Consider the following 19,136-nt stretch of genomic DNA (forward strand, 5'->3'; position numbering starts at 1 on the left):
CTGCGATCGACTTCCCCGTGGGGAGGGAGGCATCCATTACATCTCCCCACAAACGCTTTTCGATGATTCGCGAGTTCCACCTCGCGGACTGGTTCACGCTGGGCAACGCGGTGTGCGGCGTCGGGGCACTGTTCTCGTCGATGACCTATCTGGAAACGTCGGACGTGCGCCATGTGTACTTCGCCTGTGCGCTGGTGCTGGCGGCGCTGGTGTTCGACGTGCTGGACGGCCGCGTCGCGCGCTGGCGGCAGAAAAGCTCGGCCATGGGGCGCGAGCTGGATTCGCTGGCCGACGTGATCTCCTTTGGCGTGGCGCCCGCCATCATCGCCTACGCCTGCGGCATGCAGGGGCTGTACGACCGCGTGGTGCTGGCCTTTTTCGTGGCCTGCGGTGTGTCGCGCCTGGCGCGCTTCAACATCACGGCCGAAACGCTGGCCGAGGGCCCGTCGGGCAAGGTCAAGTACTTCGAGGGCACGCCGATTCCCACCTCCATCGTGCTCGTGGGGCTGATGGCCGTGGCCGCCAGCGTGGGCGCGGTGCGCGGCCAGCTGTGGCTGGGGTCGGTGACGATCGGCGGTTTCACGCTGCACCCGCTGGTGCTGCTGTTCGCACTGTCGGGCTCGCTGATGATCAGCCGCATCCGCATTCCGAAGTTCTGAGCATCCCCCCCGCGGCGCTGGCGCGCCTTTCCCCTTCTCTCGCCGCGCTGCGCGGCGGGAAGGGGGGCGCAGCCGGTGGACTGGCGAAGCCAGGTCCGCGGCGGCCCAGGCCTGGGGTGCGCCTGGGTTCGCTGCACGTCCTGATACGGTGGCAGCGGCGCAGCGCAGGTACACTTTGCGGCTTCGAGGCGGCGCCCGTGCGCGGCGTCTTTTTTCCCATCCGAACCGCTTCATGGCCGTTGATACGGCGGGCCAGGCCCGCACCCACCTAGACCTCAAGAGTGCCCAGCTGCCCGTGGTGGCGATGGTGCTCAAGACCACCGACGTGGCCAGCATCGCCGCCGAGCTGGCTGCCCGCAGGGCCGACGACCCCGAATTTTTCGACAACGACCCGGTGCTGATCGACCTCTCGGCCGTGCAGGACGAGCCGCAGCCCATCGACTTCGCCGCGCTGGTCAAGACGCTGCGCAGCCACCGCACGCAGCCCGTGGCCGTGCGCGGCGGCAGCAGCGCGCAGAGGCAGGACGCGCACGACGCGGGCCTGATTGCCGCCCCCGACGCGCCGCCCCCCCGCATGCAGGCGCCGCGTGAGAACACTCCCCGCGAGGTGGTCCACGAAGTCATCCGCGAGGTGGAGGTCGTGCGCGAGGTCCCCGTGCCCGCGCCGGCGCCGGGGACCGTGGTGGTGGACAAGCCGCTGCGCTCGGGCCAGCAGGTGTATGCCCGCGGCTCGGACCTGGTGGTGATGGCCGTGGTCAGCTTTGGCGCCGAGGTGATCGCCGACGGCAACATCCACGTGTACGCACCGCTGCGCGGGCGGGCCATCGCCGGCGCGCGCGGCGACACCAGCGCCCGGATTTTCAGCACCTGCATGGAGCCGCAACTGGTCTCCGTGGCAGGCATCTACCGCACCACCGAGACCGAGCTGCCCGACAACGTGCGCGGCAAGCCGGCCCAGGTGCGGCTGGACGGCGAGAAGCTGCTCATCGAGCCGCTGTGACCGTATTTCCCTTTCTTACTCCACAGACCGCAACGCAAGGACCTCTCAGAACATGGCCAAAATCGTCGTCGTGACCTCCGGCAAGGGGGGCGTGGGCAAGACCACCACCAGTGCCGCCTTCGCATCGGGCCTGGCGCTCGCCGGCCACAAGACCGCCGTCATCGACTTTGACGTCGGCCTGCGCAACCTGGACCTCATCATGGGCTGCGAGCGCCGCGTGGTGTATGACCTGATCAACGTGATCCAGGGCGAGGCCAACCTGAACCAGGCCCTCATCAAGGACAAGCAGTGCGAGAACCTGTTCGTGCTGGCCGCCAGCCAGACGCGCGACAAGGACGCGCTCACGCAGGACGGCGTGGGCAAGGTGCTCAAGGACCTGGCCGACATGGGCTTTGACTACATCGTCTGCGACTCGCCCGCCGGCATCGAAAGCGGTGCGCTGATGGCCATGCACTTCGCCGACGAGGCGCTGCTGGTCACCAACCCCGAAGTCTCCAGCGTGCGCGACTCCGACCGCATCCTGGGCATGCTCAGCAGCAAGACCAAGCGCGCCATCGAAGGCGGCGAGCCCGTCAAGGAACACCTGCTGATCACGCGCTACAACCCCCATCGTGTGGAAGACGGACAGATGCTGAGCCTGGAGGACATCCAAGACATCCTGCGCATCAAGCTCATCGGCGTGATCCCCGAGTCCGAGAGCGTGCTGCAGGCCTCCAACCAGGGCCTGCCCGCCATCCACCTGTCGGGCACCGATGTGTCCGAGGCCTACAAGGACGTGGTTGCGCGCTTCCTGGGCGAGGACAAGCCCCTGCGTTTCATCGAGGCGGCCAAGCCCGGCTTCTTCAAGCGCATCTTCGGCGGGAGGTAATGGCCATGTCCCTGCTGTCCTTCCTGCTGGGGGAGAAGAAAAAGACGGCCTCGGTGGCCAAGGAGCGCCTGCAGATCATCCTGGCGCATGAGCGCAGCGGCCGCGGCGTCGGCCAGCCCGACTACCTGCCCGCACTGCAGCGCGAACTGGTGGCGGTGATCTCCAAGTACGTGAAGATCAATGCCGAGGATCTGAAGGTGAACTTCGAGCGCCAGGACGACCTGGAAGTGCTCGAAGTCAAGATCGAGCTGCCCGACACGGCGGCCAAGTAAGCACTTGGGGCAAGCGCCCGGGCCACAGCCCTGGCGGCTACTTGTCCAGCGGGCCCGCCGCGCTGGCCGACAGGCGGCCCAGCGCGTGCTCGGTATAGAACACGCCGCCGTGGTACAGCAGGGGCGAGGCGCCTTCCCGGTGGCTGCAGCGCTCCACCTGGCCGACGAAGATCGTGTGGTCGCCCTCCACGTACTGGCTGCGGTTGAAGCACTCGAACACGGCCGCCGCGCCGTCCAGCACCGGCACGCCGCTCCGTCCCAGGCGGTAGGCCACGCCGGCGAAGCGGTCGATGCCGCGCGTGGCGAACTGCTCGGCCAGGGCGCGCTGTTCCACCGTCAGCACATTGATGGCGTAGTGCGTGGCACGGGAAAAAGCGGGCAGCGACGACGTCTTGTGCCCCAGGCTCCACAGCACCAGCGGCGGCTCCAGCGACACCGAGTTGAACGAGTTTGCCGTCATGCCGATCAGCGCGCCGCCTTCCCCGCGCGCCGTGATGATGGTCACGCCCGTGGCGAACATGCCCAGCGCGTCGCGGAACTCGCGTGGCGTGAAGACGGGAGGTTGGCTGGAGGGCGGGTGGGGCAGGCGGCTGTTCACGAAGGGGGCGGCGCCCTGGGCGCGCCGCGTAGGGCAATGGGAGGGCTATTATCAGTCTGCACCTGCGCGCCTGCAGCGCGCATGCCCTGCGGCCCTGGACCCTGCGATGTCTCTTCTTCCACGCTTTTCCCTGCTCGGCTCCGGCCCTACCGTGTTGCTGCTGCACGATGCCGATGGCGATCACCTGGGCTTTGCCCCGACGCTGGAAACCCTGGCCGCCGCGGGCTACCGCGCCGTGGCATGGGACATGCCGGGCTATGGCGGCAGTGCGCCGGTGGAGCCCTACAACTTCAAGGGCCTGGCCCAGCGTGCGCTGCTGTTGCTCGATGCCCTGCGGTGCGAGCAGGTGGTGCTGGTCGGCCACGGCCTGGGGGCGATGCTCGCGCTGGAGATCGCCGTGCGGGCACCGCTGCGCGTGCGGCGGCTGGTGCTGTGTGCCGGCGGCCCGGCGCTGGACGAGGCCGCCACCGCCGTGTGGGTGGCGCCGCGCCTTGCGGGGTTGGACGATGGACGGGACATGGCCCGGCTGGCCGACCCTACCGTGGCGCGCGACGCCGGCCCCGGCGCGCTGCCCGAGGGGCTGCAGCTTGCACGGCACGCCATGGGCCGCGTGCCGCCCGCCACCTACCGCCGTGCGTTGGAGGCCCTGACGGCTTTCGCGCGGCGTGCGCCGGAACTTGTGCGCCTGCAGGTGCCCGCGCTGCTCATCGGGGGTGAGCACGACCGCTGCACTCCGCCCGAGGCACTGCTCGCCTTGGCCCATGTGCTGCCCGATGCGCGCGCCGTGCTGCTGCCCGGCGTGGGCCACTGGCCGCAGCTTGAAGACCCCGAGGGTTTCGAGGCGGCGCTGCTGGACTTCCTGGCCGGCCCGGCGCCAGTGCTGCACTGAACGCGTGCGCGGTCCCTCACCGCAAATCGCTTACCCGCCCCTGACCGCGACCGCGCACCGCTGCGCAATAAACCACATCGCGCGCCCGCGCTTTTGGTTAGGCTGGAGTGTTTTTCACAACATTGCGGAGACACGATGATGGCCATGAGACCCAGACACTGGGCAGGGGCGCTGGCGCTGTGGGCGTTGGCGGGCATGGCGGGCGCCCAGCCCGTGAAGGTGGGGGTCATCGGCCCCTTTTCGGGGCCGTCGTCGGACTTCGGCACGCCCATGCTGCAGGGCATCCAGCTCGCGGTGGAGCAGTTCAACGCCGTGGGCGGCTACCTGGGCCGGCCTGTGGAGCTGGTGGTCAAGGACGACCAGGGCTCGCCCGACACCGGCCGTCAACGCTCGCAGGAACTGGCCAGAGAAGGCGTGGTGGCTGCCCTGGGCTTTTGCAACACCGGCGTGGCGATGAAATCGCTGGACGTGTTCCAGCAGGCGAAGCTGCCCTTGATCGTGCCGTGCGCCACGGGCACCCCCGTGACACGCACTTATCCGGCGGCGCAGAGCTTCATCTTCCGCACCTCGGCCCCCGACAACATCCAGGCGCCCTTCGTGGTGGAGGACATCCTGCGCCGCGGCTGGACGCGCGTGGCCCTCTTTGCCGACGACACGGGCTACGGCCAGGCCGGGCGCAAGGACGTGGAAGCGGCGCTCGCCGCGCACCAGCTCACGCCCGTGTACGCGACCAACTTCCCTCTGGGCGTGAAGAGCCTGGCGCCCCAGTTGCAGGCCGCGCGCGATGCGGGCGCACAGGTCATCTTCAGCTACACCGTAGGGCCGGAGAACGCCGTCATTGCCCAAGGTCGCAAGGAGCTGGGCTGGAAGGTGCCGCAGGTCGGCGGCTGGACGCTGTCGTTCCCGTTCTTCATCCAGGGCGGCAAGGACGCCGCCGAGGGGGCGCTGACGGCGCAGACCTTCATCGCCGAACCCAGCAACGAACGCCGCGCCTCGTTCCTGAGCACCTACGCGCGCGCCTTCAAAGGCCGCCCGGCCGTGCCGATGGCGGCGGCGCAAGGGTACGACGCGGCCTACCTGCTGATGTATGCACTGCTGGGCATCCGCGACGGGCAGGTCAACGGCACGGCCCTCAAGCATTCGCTGGAGAACCTGCAGCGCGTGTATTACGGCGTGGTGGCGACCTACGAGCGGCCCTTCTCGGCCGAGGAGAAAGAGGCCATCACCCCCAACATGCTGGTGATGGGCAAGGTGCAGGCCGGCGCGGTGACCTTCGCCTACCCCGAGGATGCCAAGCGCAACCTGCTGGTGCAGCGCAAACGCTGAGGTGCGAGCCGCTCAGGCCAGGCGCGGCGCCCCGTAGGCGGCAGCGGGCGTGTCGTCGCCCAGAAAGGCGAAGTCCATGGCTGGCCGCTCGCCGCTCAGCAGCTCGGCCATGGCCTTGCCCGAGCCAGCGCCATGCGTCCAGCCCAGCGTGCCGTGGCCGGCGTTCACCCACAGGCCGTGCAGCGGTGTACGGCCGATGAACGGGATGTTGGTGGGCGTGGCGGGGCGCAGGCCGGTCCAGTACTGTGGATCGCCGCCTTCCTCGGGCGTGCGCGTGTCGCACACGCCGGGCAGGATGGTCTCAATGCGGCGCGACAGCATGTGGCAGCGTGCGCGCGCCACAGGGCTGTCCAGCGACAGGTCGTAGCCGCCCAGCTCGATGGTGCCGGCCACGCGCAGCACGTTGCCCAGGCGGCTCATGGCGATCTTCTTGCCGTCGTCGATGGTGGAAACCATGGGCGCGCCCTCCGGTTTGAGCAGCGGGAACGTGGCGCTATAGCCCTTGCCGGGGTAGATGGGCAGGTGCACGCCCACGCCCCGCAGCAGCGGTGCGCTGTAGCTGCCGCATGCAACGACCACGGCATCGGCTTTCAGTATTTGGTCTTTTTGGCCTGTAGCGCTTTCCTGGCGAGCGCGAATAGCTATTGATTCAATAGCGTCGCCGGAGCGGTTCAGGCGCAGCACGTCGTGACCGTAGAGGAACTGCACGCCGCGCTCGGCGCAGCGGCGGGCCAGCGCCTGGGTGAATACGCGCGCGTCGCCGCTCTCGTCGGTGCTGGTGTAGGTGCCGCCGGTGATGCGGTCGCCGTAAGCGCGGAAGGCCGGCTCGATGGCGAGCAGCTCGTCGCGGCTGACCACGCGCCGCTGCACGCCGAAGCGGCGCATCAGTTCCACGGCGTGGGCCGCGTCGTCAAAGGACTTCTGGTCGGTGTAGAAGTGCGCTATGCCGCGTTCCAGCCGGTGGTACTCGATGCCTGTGACGCGCACCAGCTCTTTGAGTGCGGCATGGCTGTAAGCGCCCAGCGCCACGATCTGCTGCACGTTGCGTGCGAAGGCCGTGTCGTTGCACTGCGCCAGGAACTTCAGGCACCAGCGCCATTGCTCCCAGTCGAGCTGGGGGCGAAACAGCAGCGGCGCTTCCTTGTCGAACATCCACTTGAGGGCCTTCCATGGCGCCTCGCGGTTGGCCCAGGGCTCACAGTAGCTCACCGAGATCTGCGCCGCGTTGGCAAAACTGGTCTCCAGCGCCGCGTCGGGCTGGCGGTCGACCACAGTGACTTCATGCCCGCGCTCGCGCAGATGCCAGGCGGTGCTAATGCCGATGATGCCGGCGCCCAGGACGATGGTTTTCATGGCGCGCAGTGTGCTGCGGCCCAATGAAAAACAAAAGCGTGATTAAACTTCTTCGGAATTCATCAGAATGACTAATGGATACGGACCGTGAGCACATTTGACCCCGCCGCATTGGAATGCCTGGCCGCCATCGTCGAAGAGGGCGGTTTCGAGCGCGCCGCGCGCCGCCTGAACATCACCCAGTCCGCCGTGTCGCAGCGCCTGCGTGCGCTGGAGGCGCAGGTGGGCTCGGTGCTCATCGTGCGCAGCCGGCCGCTCAAGCCCACTTCGGCCGGGCAGTTGCTGCTCAAGCACACCAAGCAGTTGCGCCTGCTGCGCGCCGACCTGGAGCGCGATCTGCAGGACCTCATGCCCAGCGGGCGCGGCGGCGGCCGCGAGGAAGAGCGCATCGCCATCGCCATCAACGCTGACAGCATCGCCACCTGGGCGGTGGACGCGCTCGGCGACCTGGTGCGCCAGCGCCTGCCGCTGGAGATCATTGCCGACGACCAGGACTTCACGCAGGAGTGGCTGCGCTCGGGCCAGGTGATGGGCTGCGTGACGACGTTGAAGAGCGCGCTGCGCGGCTGCCGCATGGTGCCGCTGGGCGCGATGCAGTACGTCGCCGTGGCCGCGCCGGAGCTGGCGCGCCGACAACTGCCGCAAGGACTCACGGCGCACAACTTCCGCGACGTGCCTTTCGTCTCGTTCAACCGCAAGGACGATATGCAGGCCGAGTTCGTCACGCGCACCTTTGGCCTGAAACGCGTGTCGCTCAGCCGCGTGTTCGTGCCCAGTTCGGAGGGCCAGGTGCGCGCCGTGGCCGCGGGCTGGGGCGTGAGCGTGGTGCCCGAGCTGCTCGCACGTCCCTGGCTGCAGCAGGGCCGGTTGGTGGACCTGGCGCCGGGCCATACGCTGCCCATCCAGCTGTACTGGCACTCATGGAACCTGGAGTCGGAAGTGCTGGATGCGCTGGCCGATGCGCTCACCAGCGCGGCGGCGCAGTACCTGTCGGCCTGACGGCACACGCGGATGGGGGTCTTTAGGGTTATCGGCCTGCGCGGGGTGAAGGCTCGCTAACATCGCCCGCATGAACACGTTGCAGCCGCCCCGTCCGTCCTTCAAGGAGCAGATGCTCCGGGCGCGCGAGGATGCCATCGTGGAGGCCGCGAGCCGCCTGCTGGGCGAAAAAGGCTTCGAGACCATGACCGTGGACGAGGTCGCCGCGGCCGTAGGCATTGCCAAGGCCAGCCTGTACAAACACTTTGCCGGCAAGGACGACCTGTGCTCGGCCGCCATGGTGCATGTAGTGGAGCGCCTGCAGCGCTTTCTGGCGGCGCTGCCGGCCGAACTGGGCGCCATGCAGCGCCTGCACGCGCTGCTGTGCTGGACGCTGCAGTTGCAACTGGCCGACGAGGTGCCGCTGCTGCCCAGCCGCAACTCCGCGCTGGCCCAGGCGCTGCGCGCCTGCGACGCCTACCGGGCATCGATGCAGGAGGTGCATGCCTGCATCCTCGGCTGGATCGTCGAGGCGCAGGCCCAGGGACAGCTGCGGCGCGAGTTGCCGCCCGATGTGATCTTGTGTGCGCTGCTGGCGCGCAATGCCGATCCCATGCTCGGCATGCTGCGCGACCGCGGCTATGCGGACGAGTGCATCATCGACTGGGCCGCGGACACCTGCCTGAGCGGCCTGGCGAGCGGCCCCGCCATGCGGGTGGCCTGATCAGCGCACCAGCAGTACCGGCACCTGGCAGTTGGCCAGCACCTGCGTGCTGACCGAGCCCATCACCAGCTTGCCCAGCGAGCCGTGGCCGTGCGTGCCCATGACGATCAGGTCGTACTTGCCGGACTCGGCCACCTTGGCGATGGTCTCGCCCGCCGGGCCCACCTTGGTCATGGTCTTGAGCTGCACGCCATGACGCGCCATGAACTTCACGACGGGCGACAGCACCTTTTCGCCTTCCTCAGCGTGGTACTTGTCCACGACTTCCTTGCCGAGCGCGGCGCGCGCGCGGGGAGGCAACTGGGGCTGCACGGTGATGGCCGTGTAGGTGTGCGAGCTGCCCAGCATCTCGTCGTGAGCGGCTAGGTAGGCCAGCATTTTCTTGGTGTAGATGCTGCCGTCGACAGCAAGCAGGATGTTCATTCGAAGTGCTCCGGAAACGAGAAATCAGACTAATCCGCGCTGGCGCCTGTTGTCTTGACTTCAGTCATATTTTTGATGCGGTGCGCGGTGGCGGGCGCAGGGCCCGCACGCATCATACGGTGAGCACGCAGTGCGGCTGAAAGGTTGCCTGCTCCCCCTTGCGGGCATAGCCCAGCGGGTTGGCCACTATGCGGCAGCTCCAGGGCGTGCCGTCCACGCGGGCCCCGCGCACCAGGTAGTCGCTGGGGGCATGCAGATGGCCGTGCAGCCACAGCTGGGCGTGGGGCAGGCAGTCGTCCAGCGCATTGCAAAACCCCGCTGTGCCCGGCACCAGGCCGTAGCGCGGATCGGCGCTGAGCAGACTGGGCGCGAAGTGCGTGACGGCCACCGTCGTGCCCGCAAAGGGCTGTGCGAGCGCGTTGCGTAACCAAGACTGGCAAACCAGGGCCTGTTCGCGCAACTCGGCGGCCAGGAAGGGCACACCCTGGCGGGTGCTGCCAGTCTTGGAGAGATAGAAATTGGCCGCGCGGAACGCCTTCTCGCGCCGCTGCAGTCGCTGGCCCGGGTCGGTGATCGCCGCGTGGTCGGCCAGCGCGTCGAAGTCGCTCCACAGCGTCGTTCCAACGAAGCGGACCCCCTGCAGCACCATGCTCTCACGCTCCAGCCAGATCAGCCCCAGCCGGTCGCAGATGCGGCGCAGGCGCGCATGCGCGGCGTCGAAGTCCTGCATGTCGTATTCATGGTTGCCAGGGACGAAGACCACTGGCGTGGGCCATCCGGCGTACTGCGGCAGAGGGGAGAAGCGCGCCAGGCCGAAGTCGTCGTCCGACAGCAGCGAGCCGGCCTGGTAAGAGCCGATGTCGCCGGCCAACACCAGGACATCGGCGCCAACGGCGGGGCTGGGGGTGAAATGCGGGTGGGCTTCCAGGTGCAGGTCGGACAGCAGTTGCAGCTTCATGGGTGAGTGGGTGGGGTCAATCCTGGCGGTGGATGGGGGCGGGCGTGTTGCGCGCGGCGCGCGCAATCGCCTCGCGCAGCCAGCGGTGGGCGGGGTCGTGGTTGCGCCGGCGGTGCCACAGTGCGTCCACGTGCACGGGCGGCAGCGTCATGGGCAGCGGGCGCCACACCAGTTCGTCGCGCACGCTGGCCACGCCGACGAAGTGGCGCGGCAGCACGGTGAGCAGGTCCGTGGTGGCCACCACCCGTCCCGCGGTGAAGAACTGGTTCACGGTAAGCACGATGCGGCGTTCACGTCCCAACGCGGCCAATGCCCCGTCGATGAAGCCGAAGGGCTTGCCCGAGAAGCTCACCAGCAGGTGGCGCGCGGCGCAGTACAGGTCCAGCGTCATCGGCACGGCGGCCAGCGGGTGGTCCGCGCGCATCACGCACACGTACTGGCCATCGTAGAGGCGGGTGCTTTCGTGCGCCACCACGTTGTCCGACTGCGCCCGCGCCGTGAGGTCGGCCAGCACGGCGGGGAAGTAGCCCACGGCCATGTCGGCGCTCTCGTCGTCCAGCAGGCGGCGCGGGTCGCGCGTGGTCAGCGGCACCACGCGCAGCGAGACGCCGGGGGCCTCGCGTTCCACGATCTCGATGAGTGGCGGGATCAGCGTGGCACCCGTGGCGTCGGCCATCGCCAGAACGAAGGTCGTCTGAGCGGACGCCGGGTCAAAGCGCCCGGGGGAAAGTGTCTCCTGCAACTGTGCCAATGCGTGCCGTACGGCGGGCCACAGGGCCAGTGCCCGCGGCGTGGGCTCCACGCCGTGGCCGCGCCGCGTGACCAGCTCGTCGCCCAGCACCTCGCGCAGCCGGCGCAGTGCGTTGCTCACGGCGGGCTGTGTGATGGCCAGTTTCTCGGCGGCGCGGGTCAGGTTGCGCTCGGCCATGACCTCGTCAAAGACGCGCAGCAGATTGAGATCCAGCGTGCGAAAGTTCAATGGCTGCATGCCGCAATCATCACACGGATGAATATGGGTGATTCAACATATAAATTAGACACAAACCAGGGTAAACCCTAGTATTGCTGCACCGCCCGGCAATTTCGCCAACAGTGGCGTACGAGTCGCATCATGACGAAGTTTGTACACATCGATGTTCCTGTCCAGCACCACGGCATTGCACGCATTGAAGAGGCCGCAAGCCATCTGAAGCAAACCGTTGCCCGCTTTGACGGCACCCGCGGCGCAACGTCGCTGCTGCTGGCGGCGCTGGTCGCCGCGCTGCTTGTCGTGGCCAACCAGGTCATGGACACCTGGAACGATGGCCACATGCTGGCCGGCTGGATGGTGATGTGGGTGATCGCTTTCGCGGGAATGGCGTTGCTGGCGGCACCTGCGCGCAGCGCGGTGCTGGGCCTGCGTGCCGCTGCCAAGGCTTGGTCGGATGCGTACCGGCGTGCGGCAGAGGACGAGCGCACCTGGAATGCCGCACTGCGCGACGCCCGCATCATGGCCGACCTGAGCCGTGCGATGAACGGCATCGCGGTGGACGACCTGCGCCGTTACCGCTGAACGGCCGCGCGGCGACCCCGCGCCAACCGACAACAGGGCACCTTCGGGTGCCCTTTTTGCTATGTGCGCGGCAGCTTCGTCCGGGGCACATTCATGAAAAAACCCCGCGCCACAGATGTGGTCGCGGGGTTGTGTGTGTAGGCCCGGCTGAATTCATGCCGAGCCGAGGCAGGGCGGTCAGGCCGCCAGACGCTTCTCCAGCGCGGCCTTGGTAGCCAGCAGTTCCTGAGGCAGGTGGTAGGCCAGCTTGTCGAAATGCTCGGTGTGCAGCTTCAGTTCTTCGGCCCAGGCAGCCTTGTCGATGCTGGTCACCGTCTTGAACTGCTCGGTGCTGAAGTCCAGGCCGGTCCAGTTGATCTCGGCGTACTGCGGAGCAATGCCGAACATGGTCGGCTCGCCTTGCGCCGTGCCCTCGATGCGGTCCAGCATCCACTTGAGCACGCGCATGTTGTCGCCATAGCCGGGCCAGACGAACTTGCCGTCCTCGCCCTTGCGGAACCAGTTGACGCAGAAGATCTTGGGCAGCTGGTGGCCGGACTCCTCCAGCTTGTGTTCCATGTCGAGCCAGTGCTGGAAGTAGTCGCTCATGTTGTAGCCGCAGAACGGCAGCATGGCGAACGGGTCGCGGCGCACGACGCCCTGCGCACCAAAGGCGGCGGCGGTGGTCTCGGAGCCCATGGTCGCGGCCATGTAAACGCCTTCCATCCAGCTGCGGGCCTCGGTCACCAGCGGCACGGTGGTGGAGCGGCGGCCGCCGAAGATGAAGGCGTCGATGGCCACGCCGGCGGGGTTGTCCCACTCGGGGTCCAGGGCCGGGTTGTTGGTGGCGGCCACCGTGAAGCGCGAATTGGGGTGCGCGGCCTTGGCGCCGGTTTCCTTGGCGATCTGCGGTGTCCAGTCCTTGCCCTGCCAGTCGATGAGGTGGTCCGGGAGCTTGCCGGTGTCCTTCTCCATGCCTTCCCACCATACATCGCCATCGTCGGTGAGGGCGACGTTGGTGAAGATCACGTCCTTGTCCAGCGAACGCATGCAGTTCGGGTTGGTGTGCATGTTGGTGCCGGGGGCCACGCCGAAGTAACCGGCCTCGGGGTTGATGGCGTACATCTTGCCGTCGGCATGGGGCTTGATCCAGGCAATGTCGTCACCGATGGTCGTGACTTTCCAGCCGGCGAAGCCGGCTTCCGGCGGCACCAACATGGAGAAGTTGGTCTTGCCGCAGGCGCTGGGGAAAGCGGCGGCCACGTGGTACTTCTTGCCCTCGGGGTTGGTCACACCCAGGATCAGCATGTGCTCGGCCAGCCAGCCCTGGTCGCGGCCCATGGTCGAGGCGATGCGCAGCGCCAGGCACTTCTTGCCCAGCAGTGCGTTGCCGCCGTAGCCCGAGCCGTAGGACCAGATCTCGCGGGTCTCGGGGTAGTGGACGATGTACTTGACCTGGGGGTTGCAGGGCCAGGACGTGGTGTCCTTCTGGCCTGCGGCCAGCGGGGCGCCCACGGTGTGCATGCAGGGCACGAACTCGCCGTCGGTGCCGAGCACGTCATAGACGGCCTTGCCCATGCGGGTCATCAGCTTCTGGTTCACGGCCACGTAGGCGCTGTCGGTCAGTTCGATGCCAATGTGGGCGATGTGCGAGCCCAGAGGGCCCATGGAGAAGGGCACCACGTACATGGTGCGGCCGGCCATGCAACCGTCAAATAGCGGCTGCAGCGTGGCGCGCATCTCGGCCGGGGCCATCCAGTTGTTGGTCGGGCCGGCGTCTTCCTTTTTCTCCGAGCAGATGTAGGTGCGGTCTTCCACGCGCGCGACGTCCGACGGGTCGGACCACGCGAGGTAGCTGCCCGGGCGCTTGGCGGGGTTCAGCTTCTTGAACGTGCCGGCGTCCACCAGTTGCTGACACAACTGCTCGTACTCCTGCTGCGAACCGTCGCACCAGTGGATGCGGGCGGGCTTGCACAGCGCGGCCATTTCGGCCACCCAGGCGATCAGCTTGGCGTTCTTGACGTATGCGGGCGCCTGGATGTCCAGGACGGGCATGGTGGGTGCGTTCATCGGGAAGGCTTCTTTGAAGTTGAAAAACAGTCTTTTCAAAGGAAGCGAACCGGGTCACGACGCACAGGCCCGCGCTGAACCGATCTGCGCGCTGCCTTTGAAAAAACCGCTGGGACTCAGTCGGCTGGCGAAACGGGGGTACCGCGGTGGCACCCCTGCACAGGTCGGCTGGGGTGACGATTTTATGAAGACGCCCCCGATTTGTCTGTCGGACAGGGGGTTAAATCATGCAAAAAACACATGACGTTATGCGTGTCATGGCGTCGGTGCAAAACGCGATCACCAAAAAACAAAGCCCCGCAGAGGCGGGGCTGGGTGGCGAGCGGGCGGTGCGTTCAGGCCATGTACACCGCAATGAAGGCCAGCAGGAAGATCATGGCCGCACCCACCGCAGGGATCACGACGGGAATCAGATGCACCACGGACTCGGCGGCATCGGTGGCCGTGGCGGCCTCGACGTCGGCGGCGTTGGGGGCGATGGGGTGGTCATGGGCCATGGGTTCGGTCTCCTGTGGGGTCTGGTGCCTTGATGGGGGACAAGTGTAGCCACAACGCCCCCGCGCGTGCACGGGCCTTACCCGCACGCGCGTGCGGCATGGCGCTCTCAGCGCAACTCGGCTTCCATCTGCACGGCGCGCAGCAGGTCCAGCACCTGCTGGATGTGGGCCTTGCCGCGCGTTTGCAGCACCAGTTCGATCTCCACGTTCTGCGCGGCCAGCACGGTGAAGGCGCGCTGGTGGTGCACCTCTTCGATGTTAGCGCCCGCTTCGGCCACGAGGGCGGTGATGCGGGCGAGCACGCCGGGCACGTCGCGTGCGCTGACCATGATGCGCGCCAACCGGCCGGAGCGCACCATGCCGCGCTCGATGATGGCCGCCAGCAGCAGCGGGTCGATGTTGCCGCCGCTGAGCACCAGCCCCACCTTCTTGCCGCGAAAGCGCTCGGGGTGGCGCACCAGCGCGGCCAGCCCGGCGGCCCCCGCGCCTTCCACCAGCGTCTTTTCGATCTCCAGCAGCATCAGCACCGCCTGCTCGATGTCGCCTTCGTCCACCAGCAGCAGGTCATCCACCAGCCGGCCAATGACCTCCTGCGTCATCTTTCCGGGCTGGCCCACGGCGATGCCCTCGGCGATGGTTGACGCGCCCTGCGCGTGGTGCGTGCCCTTGATGGCATTCACCATGGCCGGGAAGCGCGCCGTCTGCACGCCGATGATCTCCAGGTTCGGCTTGATGGCCCGCGCCGCCGTTGCCATGCCGGCCAGCAGCCCGCCGCCGCCCACCGAAACCACCAGCGCATCCAGGTCGGGCTGGGCGGCCAGCATCTCCAGCACCAGCGTGCCCTGGCCGGCGGCCACGGCCTCGTCGTCGTAGGGGTGCACGAAGGTCAGGCCCTGCTGCTCCGCCAACTGGTAGGCGTGCTGGCGGGCTTCCTCCAGCGTGTCGCCGTGCAGCACCACCTCGGCACCAAAGCCGCGCGTGCGCTCCACTTTCACACCGGGGGTGAAGCGCGGCATGACGATCACGGCGCGCAGGCCCAGGCGCTGCGCGTGGTAGGCCACCCCCTGGGCATGGTTGCCCGCGCTCATGGCCACCACGCCGCGCTCGCGTTCTTGGGGAGTGAGCTGGCTCAGCTTGTTGCAGGCGCCGCGTTCCTTGAACGAGGCGGTGAATTGCAGGTTCTCGAACTTGAGGAACACCTGTGCGCCCACGATCTGCGAGAGCGTGCGCGATTCGACGCAGGGGGTTTCGAGTACCTGGCCGCGCAGGCGCTCAGCGGCGTGCTGGATGTCTTGGAAGGTCAGCATGGTGCATTGTGGCGCAGCGCGCCAGGTGAAGCAGTTTTGCTATTGTAAAAATAGCTGCTTGCGCTTGGTGGACGAGCGCTAGAAGCCGTTTTTCTCTGAAGGCCCCGTCCACTATCCCGGAAACGCGCGCGCCAGAACCGCCGCCACATCCAGGCCGCGCGTGTCGATGGCGCCCGCCACGCGGCCGGCCCCGCTGTCCGCCAGCCGCGTGGCGACGAACGCATCGGCCACGGCCGCGGGGGCCTGCTGGCGCAGCAGGCAGGCCTGGGCCAGCAGCACCAGGCGCTGGGTCAGCACGCGGCCCAGGCCTTCCAACTGCTCAGCCGGTGTGGCCAACAGGGCCTGCAGCTCGCGCGCGGCAGCGGCAATGCGCGGCTCGCCCTGCGCCGCGGCGTGCAGCTCGGTCAGCAAAGCGTGTGCTGCTTCGGGCTCGCGCTGCAGGGCGCGCAGCACGTCCAGGCACATCACGTTGCCCGAGCCTTCCCAGATGGAGTTGACGGGCGCCTCGCGGAACAGGCGCGCCATCACGCCGTCCTCCACATAGCCATTACCGCCCAGCACCTCCATGGCCTCGCCGGTCAGCTCCACCGCGCGCTTGCAGACCCAGAACTTGGCGGCCGGCGTCATCACGCGCTTCCAGGCACGCTGGGCGGGCGTGCCGTCGTCCTCGTACGCCTGGGCCAGTCGCATGGCCAGGTGCAGCGCGGCCTCGCTCTCCAGCGCCAGGTCGGCCAGCACGGCGCGCATCAACGGCTGCTCGGCCAGGGCCTTGCCGAAGGCGTGGCGCCGGCGCGCGTAATGGATGGCCTGCACGGTGGCCTGGCGCAGGATGGCGGCGCTGCCCACCACGCAGTTCAGGCGCGTGTAGCTGGCCATCTCGATGATGGTGGGGATGCCCCGGCCTTCCTCGCCCATGAGCAGGCCCCAGGCGTCCTCGAACTCCACCTCGCTGCTGGCGTTGCTGCGGTTGCCCACCTTGTCCTTCAGGCGCTGCACGCGCACGGCGTTGCGGCTGCCGTCCGGGCGCCAGCGCGGCACGTAGAAGCAGGCCAGGTTGGAAGATGATTGGCCGCCCTCGCCGGTGCGCGCCACCACCAGGTGCGCGTCGCACTGCGGCGCCGAGAAGAACCACTTGTGTCCGCGCAGCCGGTATTCGCCGCCGCGCCCGCCCGTGCCGATGGGTGTCGCCACGGTGGTGTTGGCGCGCACGTCCGACCCGCCCTGCTTCTCGGTCATGCCCATGCCCAGCCAGATGCTGGCCTTGTCCGCCACGGGCAGGTCGCGCGGGTCGTAGGCGGTGCTGTAGAGCCGGGACTGCAGCGACTGCCACAGCGCGGGCTCCTTGCGCAGCAGCGGGATGGCGGCCTGCGTCATCGTGGCGGGGCACAGCGTGCCCTGTTCCACCTGGCCGTGCAGGTAAAAGCCCGCCGCCCATGCGGCCCAGCGGCCCGGTCGCTCGTCCTGGAAGGGCCGGGAGATCAGCCCCTCGCCGCGGTACAGCGCCAGGAGCTGGTGCCACGCGGGGTGGAACTCCAGCGCGTCGATGCGCTGCCCGCGCGTGTCAAAGCGCTGCAACTGCGGCGTGTGGCGGTTGGCCTGCTCGGCCAGGGCGTAGGTCTCGGCCATGCCCAGCCGTGCGGCGTAGGCGTCGAGCGCCGGGTGCGCCCAGCCGGCGCCCGCACGCTCCAGCGCCTCGCACAGCGCTGCGTCGGTGGCCAGCGGGTGGTAGTCGCTCAGCTCGGGGTATTGGTTGAAGACCTGGTGGGTGGTCCAGTCCATGGTGCGTGGCCTCCGTGTTGTCGTGGGACCAGTCTAGGAGCCTTGCGCCGTCCGGGTAAGAGGGTGAGCGCGGAAGAGGGCGACGTTCAAAGCCAAATAGGCCCATAGCGCCCAACTGGCAAGCGCGAACAGCTATGAAAACAGGAGTTCTCTCAGCGCAGCACGCGGCAGTTGCCGAACTCGCAGCGGATCGCCAGCGCGTCGCCGTTGCTGCACGGCACGCTGTAGGTCTCAAAGCCCGGCCCCTTGGCGGCGAGCGCGGCCACGGGCTGGGCATGGCAGGCTTGCTCGCGTGCCAGGCGCTCGGCGCTGTAGGCATCGGCGCCCGTTGGCCGCGGGGGCGCCTCCGGTGCCACGGGCACGGACGGCGCCGCGCCCGGCTGCGGCCCGGCCACTGCCAGCGGGCTGATGCGGTGGCCCCGCACGGCCATGCAGTGCGCGACCAGCTGGCGCCGCCGCTCCAGCGCCTGCAGTCCCTGCGAGCCGCCCGCGAGTGCGCCGCCCGTGAGAGCCCAGTCGCGCACGCCGGTGTCGCTGCGCCCGAGTCCCCAGGCGAGAAACGCCGCCACCAGCGCGCCCTGGACCACGGCGTCCAGCGTCTCGCTGAGCACGCCCACCTGCTGCGCGCGGTCGCGGCAGTCCTGCAGGTCGGCGTCGTAACGGGCGCGCGCATCGAGGGCGGGGTCGGGCGCCACCGGGGGCGGGGGTGGCGTGGCGCAGCCGGTGACGGCAAGGCACGCGGCCACGCACAGGGCCAGCGTGGCGGTGGCCCGGCGGGGAGTTGCCGGGAAAGAAGTGCGGGGGCTAGGTTGCATGTCGCCGGGTCCTCTCAGTCGGTGGCTGGGCGCATGCGGCGGGCGCTCTAGGCGGCTTCGGTCTGGAACAGCCGGCGCGTACCCACCGGCGCCACGGCGCGCGCAATGGCGCCGATGTGGTCCGGCGTGGTGCCGCAGCAGCCGCCCACGATGTTGACCAGGCCCTCGGCGGCGAATTCGTGCACCAGGCGGCTGGTGACCTCGGGCGTCTCGTCGAAGCCCGTGTCGCTCATCGGGTTGGGCAGGCCCGCGTTGGGGTAGCAGCTGATGAAGGTGTCTGGCGCGGCCTTGGCCAGTTCCTGGATGTAGGGGCGCATCAGCGTGGCGCCCAGTGCGCAGTTCAGGCCCACCGACAGCGGGTGCGCATGGCGCACGCTGTGCCAGAAAGCGGTCACGGTCTGGCCGCTCAGGATGCGGCCCGAGGCGTCGGTGACGGTGCCGCTGATCATGATCGGCAGCACCTGGCCGGTCTGCTCGAAGGCCTCGTCCACGGCGAACAGCGCGGCCTTGGCGTTGAGGGTGTCGAAGATGGTCTCGACCAGGATCACGTCGGCACCCCCCTCGATGAGCGCCAGGGTCTGCTCCAGGTAGGCCGCGCGCAACTGCTCGAAGGTGATGTTGCGCGCGCCGGGGTCGTTCACGTCGGGGCTGATGCTGGCGGTCTTGGGCGTGGGGCCGAGGGCACCGGCGACGAAGCGCGGCTTGTCGGGCGTGCTGAATTTGTCGCAGGCCGCGCGCGCGAGCTTGGCGCTCTCCAGGTTCATCTCGTAGGCCAGCTCGGCTAGCCCATAGTCGTCCTGCGCGATCGAGGTCGCGCCGAAGGTGTTGGTCTCGATCAGGTCGGCGCCGGCCGCGAGATACCCTTCATGGATGTCGCGGATCACGTCGGGGCGCGTGAGGCTCAGCAGCTCGTTATTGCCCTTCACGTCGCGCGCAAAGTCCTTGAAGCGCTCGCCCCGGTACTGCGCCTCGGTCAGCTTGAAGCGCTGGATCATCGTGCCCATGGCGCCGTCGAGGATGGCGATGCGTTGTTCCAGGATGGCGGGCAGCGCTTGCGCGCGGGTGTAGTGGGGCAGGGTCATGGGGCCG

At 68.3% G+C, this 19,136-nt stretch carries 20 protein-coding genes; 9 read left to right on the forward strand and 11 right to left on the reverse strand.

Going from position 1 to position 19,136, the window contains the following annotated elements; genetic code table 11:
• The first annotated feature begins 62 nt into the window (after positions 1–62).
• The 4 genes from pssA to minE all read left to right on the forward strand — a co-directional run bounded on the left by pssA (position 63) and on the right by minE (position 2,799).
• Positions 63–659 carry a CDP-diacylglycerol--serine O-phosphatidyltransferase gene (gene pssA / locus OX89_RS07370; protein WP_199856225.1) on the forward strand — a complete coding sequence of 199 codons (597 nt, stop codon included), beginning with the start codon at positions 63–65 and terminating at the stop codon, positions 657–659.
• Between the two features lie 232 nt (positions 660–891).
• Positions 892–1,659 carry a septum site-determining protein MinC gene (gene minC, locus OX89_RS07375; RefSeq protein ID WP_011803535.1) on the forward strand — a complete coding sequence of 256 codons (768 nt, stop codon included), beginning with the start codon at positions 892–894 and terminating at the stop codon, positions 1,657–1,659.
• A gap of 52 nt (positions 1,660–1,711) precedes the next feature.
• Positions 1,712–2,527, forward strand: coding sequence for a septum site-determining protein MinD (gene minD / locus OX89_RS07380; protein ID WP_011803536.1), 816 nt, complete (start codon positions 1,712–1,714; stop codon positions 2,525–2,527).
• 5 nt (positions 2,528–2,532) lie between these two features.
• Positions 2,533–2,799, forward strand: a complete 267-nt coding sequence (gene minE / locus OX89_RS07385) for a cell division topological specificity factor MinE (RefSeq protein ID WP_047350226.1) — start codon at positions 2,533–2,535, stop codon at positions 2,797–2,799.
• Between the two features lie 37 nt (positions 2,800–2,836).
• Here minE and OX89_RS07390 read toward each other — a convergent pair whose 3' ends face one another.
• Positions 2,837–3,397 carry a flavin reductase family protein gene (locus OX89_RS07390; protein WP_047350121.1) on the reverse strand — a complete coding sequence of 187 codons (561 nt, stop codon included), beginning with the start codon at positions 3,395–3,397 and terminating at the stop codon, positions 2,837–2,839.
• A gap of 106 nt (positions 3,398–3,503) precedes the next feature.
• Between OX89_RS07390 and OX89_RS07395 the strand changes: the two genes are divergently transcribed.
• Both OX89_RS07395 and OX89_RS07400 read left to right on the forward strand, forming a co-directional pair.
• A complete protein-coding gene (locus OX89_RS07395; protein WP_047350122.1) occupies positions 3,504–4,286 on the forward strand; it encodes an alpha/beta fold hydrolase in 783 nt (260 codons plus the stop codon).
• 135 nt (positions 4,287–4,421) lie between these two features.
• Positions 4,422–5,612 (forward strand): ABC transporter substrate-binding protein, encoded by a 1,191-nt coding sequence (locus tag OX89_RS07400; protein ID WP_011803540.1) that lies wholly within the window; start codon positions 4,422–4,424, stop codon positions 5,610–5,612.
• Between the two features lie 12 nt (positions 5,613–5,624).
• Here the strand turns inward: OX89_RS07400 and OX89_RS07405 are convergent, their stop codons facing one another.
• Positions 5,625–6,965 (reverse strand): D-amino acid dehydrogenase, encoded by a 1,341-nt coding sequence (locus tag OX89_RS07405; protein ID WP_047350227.1) that lies wholly within the window; start codon positions 6,963–6,965, stop codon positions 5,625–5,627.
• Positions 6,966–7,052: 87 nt separating this feature from the next.
• Here OX89_RS07405 and OX89_RS07410 point away from each other — a divergent pair, with 87 nt between their 5' ends.
• Together OX89_RS07410 and OX89_RS07415 are read left to right on the forward strand one after the other, a co-directional pair.
• Positions 7,053–7,964: a LysR family transcriptional regulator ArgP gene (locus tag OX89_RS07410; RefSeq protein ID WP_011803542.1), complete on the forward strand. Its 912-nt coding sequence runs from the start codon at positions 7,053–7,055 to the stop codon at positions 7,962–7,964.
• A 70-nt stretch (positions 7,965–8,034) separates the two neighbouring features.
• Complete coding sequence (locus OX89_RS07415) at positions 8,035–8,667, forward strand: TetR/AcrR family transcriptional regulator (RefSeq protein ID WP_011803543.1); 633 nt, start codon at positions 8,035–8,037, stop codon at positions 8,665–8,667.
• Here the strand turns inward: OX89_RS07415 and OX89_RS07420 are convergent, their stop codons facing one another.
• The 3 genes from OX89_RS07420 to OX89_RS07430 all read right to left on the reverse strand — a co-directional run bounded on the left by OX89_RS07420 (position 8,668) and on the right by OX89_RS07430 (position 11,036).
• On the reverse strand, positions 8,668–9,090 hold the full coding sequence (locus OX89_RS07420) for a universal stress protein (RefSeq protein WP_047350123.1): 423 nt from the start codon (positions 9,088–9,090) through the stop codon (positions 8,668–8,670).
• Positions 9,091–9,202: 112 nt separating this feature from the next.
• Positions 9,203–10,048, reverse strand: a complete 846-nt coding sequence (locus OX89_RS07425) for a metallophosphoesterase (protein WP_047350124.1) — start codon at positions 10,046–10,048, stop codon at positions 9,203–9,205.
• A 16-nt stretch (positions 10,049–10,064) separates the two neighbouring features.
• Positions 10,065–11,036 carry a LysR family transcriptional regulator gene (locus tag OX89_RS07430; RefSeq protein ID WP_047350125.1) on the reverse strand — a complete coding sequence of 324 codons (972 nt, stop codon included), beginning with the start codon at positions 11,034–11,036 and terminating at the stop codon, positions 10,065–10,067.
• A gap of 123 nt (positions 11,037–11,159) precedes the next feature.
• Between OX89_RS07430 and OX89_RS07435 the strand changes: the two genes are divergently transcribed.
• Positions 11,160–11,600, forward strand: a complete 441-nt coding sequence (locus OX89_RS07435; protein WP_047350126.1) for a hypothetical protein — start codon at positions 11,160–11,162, stop codon at positions 11,598–11,600.
• A 177-nt stretch (positions 11,601–11,777) separates the two neighbouring features.
• On the opposite strand, the gene OX89_RS07440 is transcribed toward OX89_RS07435, so the two are convergent.
• The 6 genes from OX89_RS07440 to OX89_RS07460 all read right to left on the reverse strand — a co-directional run bounded on the left by OX89_RS07440 (position 11,778) and on the right by OX89_RS07460 (position 19,129).
• Positions 11,778–13,649, reverse strand: coding sequence for a phosphoenolpyruvate carboxykinase (GTP) (locus tag OX89_RS07440; protein ID WP_011803548.1), 1,872 nt, complete (start codon positions 13,647–13,649; stop codon positions 11,778–11,780).
• A gap of 335 nt (positions 13,650–13,984) precedes the next feature.
• Entirely contained in the window at positions 13,985–14,146 is a 162-nt protein-coding gene (locus OX89_RS18820) for a hypothetical protein (protein WP_012655207.1), read from the reverse strand.
• A 107-nt stretch (positions 14,147–14,253) separates the two neighbouring features.
• Positions 14,254–15,453 (reverse strand): threonine ammonia-lyase, encoded by a 1,200-nt coding sequence (locus OX89_RS07445; protein WP_047350127.1) that lies wholly within the window; start codon positions 15,451–15,453, stop codon positions 14,254–14,256.
• Between the two features lie 111 nt (positions 15,454–15,564).
• Complete coding sequence (locus OX89_RS07450; protein ID WP_047350128.1) at positions 15,565–17,232, reverse strand: isovaleryl-CoA dehydrogenase; 1,668 nt, start codon at positions 17,230–17,232, stop codon at positions 15,565–15,567.
• A 152-nt stretch (positions 17,233–17,384) separates the two neighbouring features.
• Positions 17,385–18,047, reverse strand: coding sequence for a hypothetical protein (locus OX89_RS07455; protein WP_047350129.1), 663 nt, complete (start codon positions 18,045–18,047; stop codon positions 17,385–17,387).
• Between the two features lie 47 nt (positions 18,048–18,094).
• Positions 18,095–19,129 carry a homocysteine S-methyltransferase family protein gene (locus OX89_RS07460; protein ID WP_047350130.1) on the reverse strand — a complete coding sequence of 345 codons (1,035 nt, stop codon included), beginning with the start codon at positions 19,127–19,129 and terminating at the stop codon, positions 18,095–18,097.
• Positions 19,130–19,136: the final 7 nt, after the last annotated feature.

Source organism: Diaphorobacter sp. J5-51, from assembly GCF_001023515.1.
Taxonomy (GTDB): Bacteria; Pseudomonadota; Gammaproteobacteria; order Burkholderiales; family Burkholderiaceae_C; genus Diaphorobacter; species Diaphorobacter nitroreducens.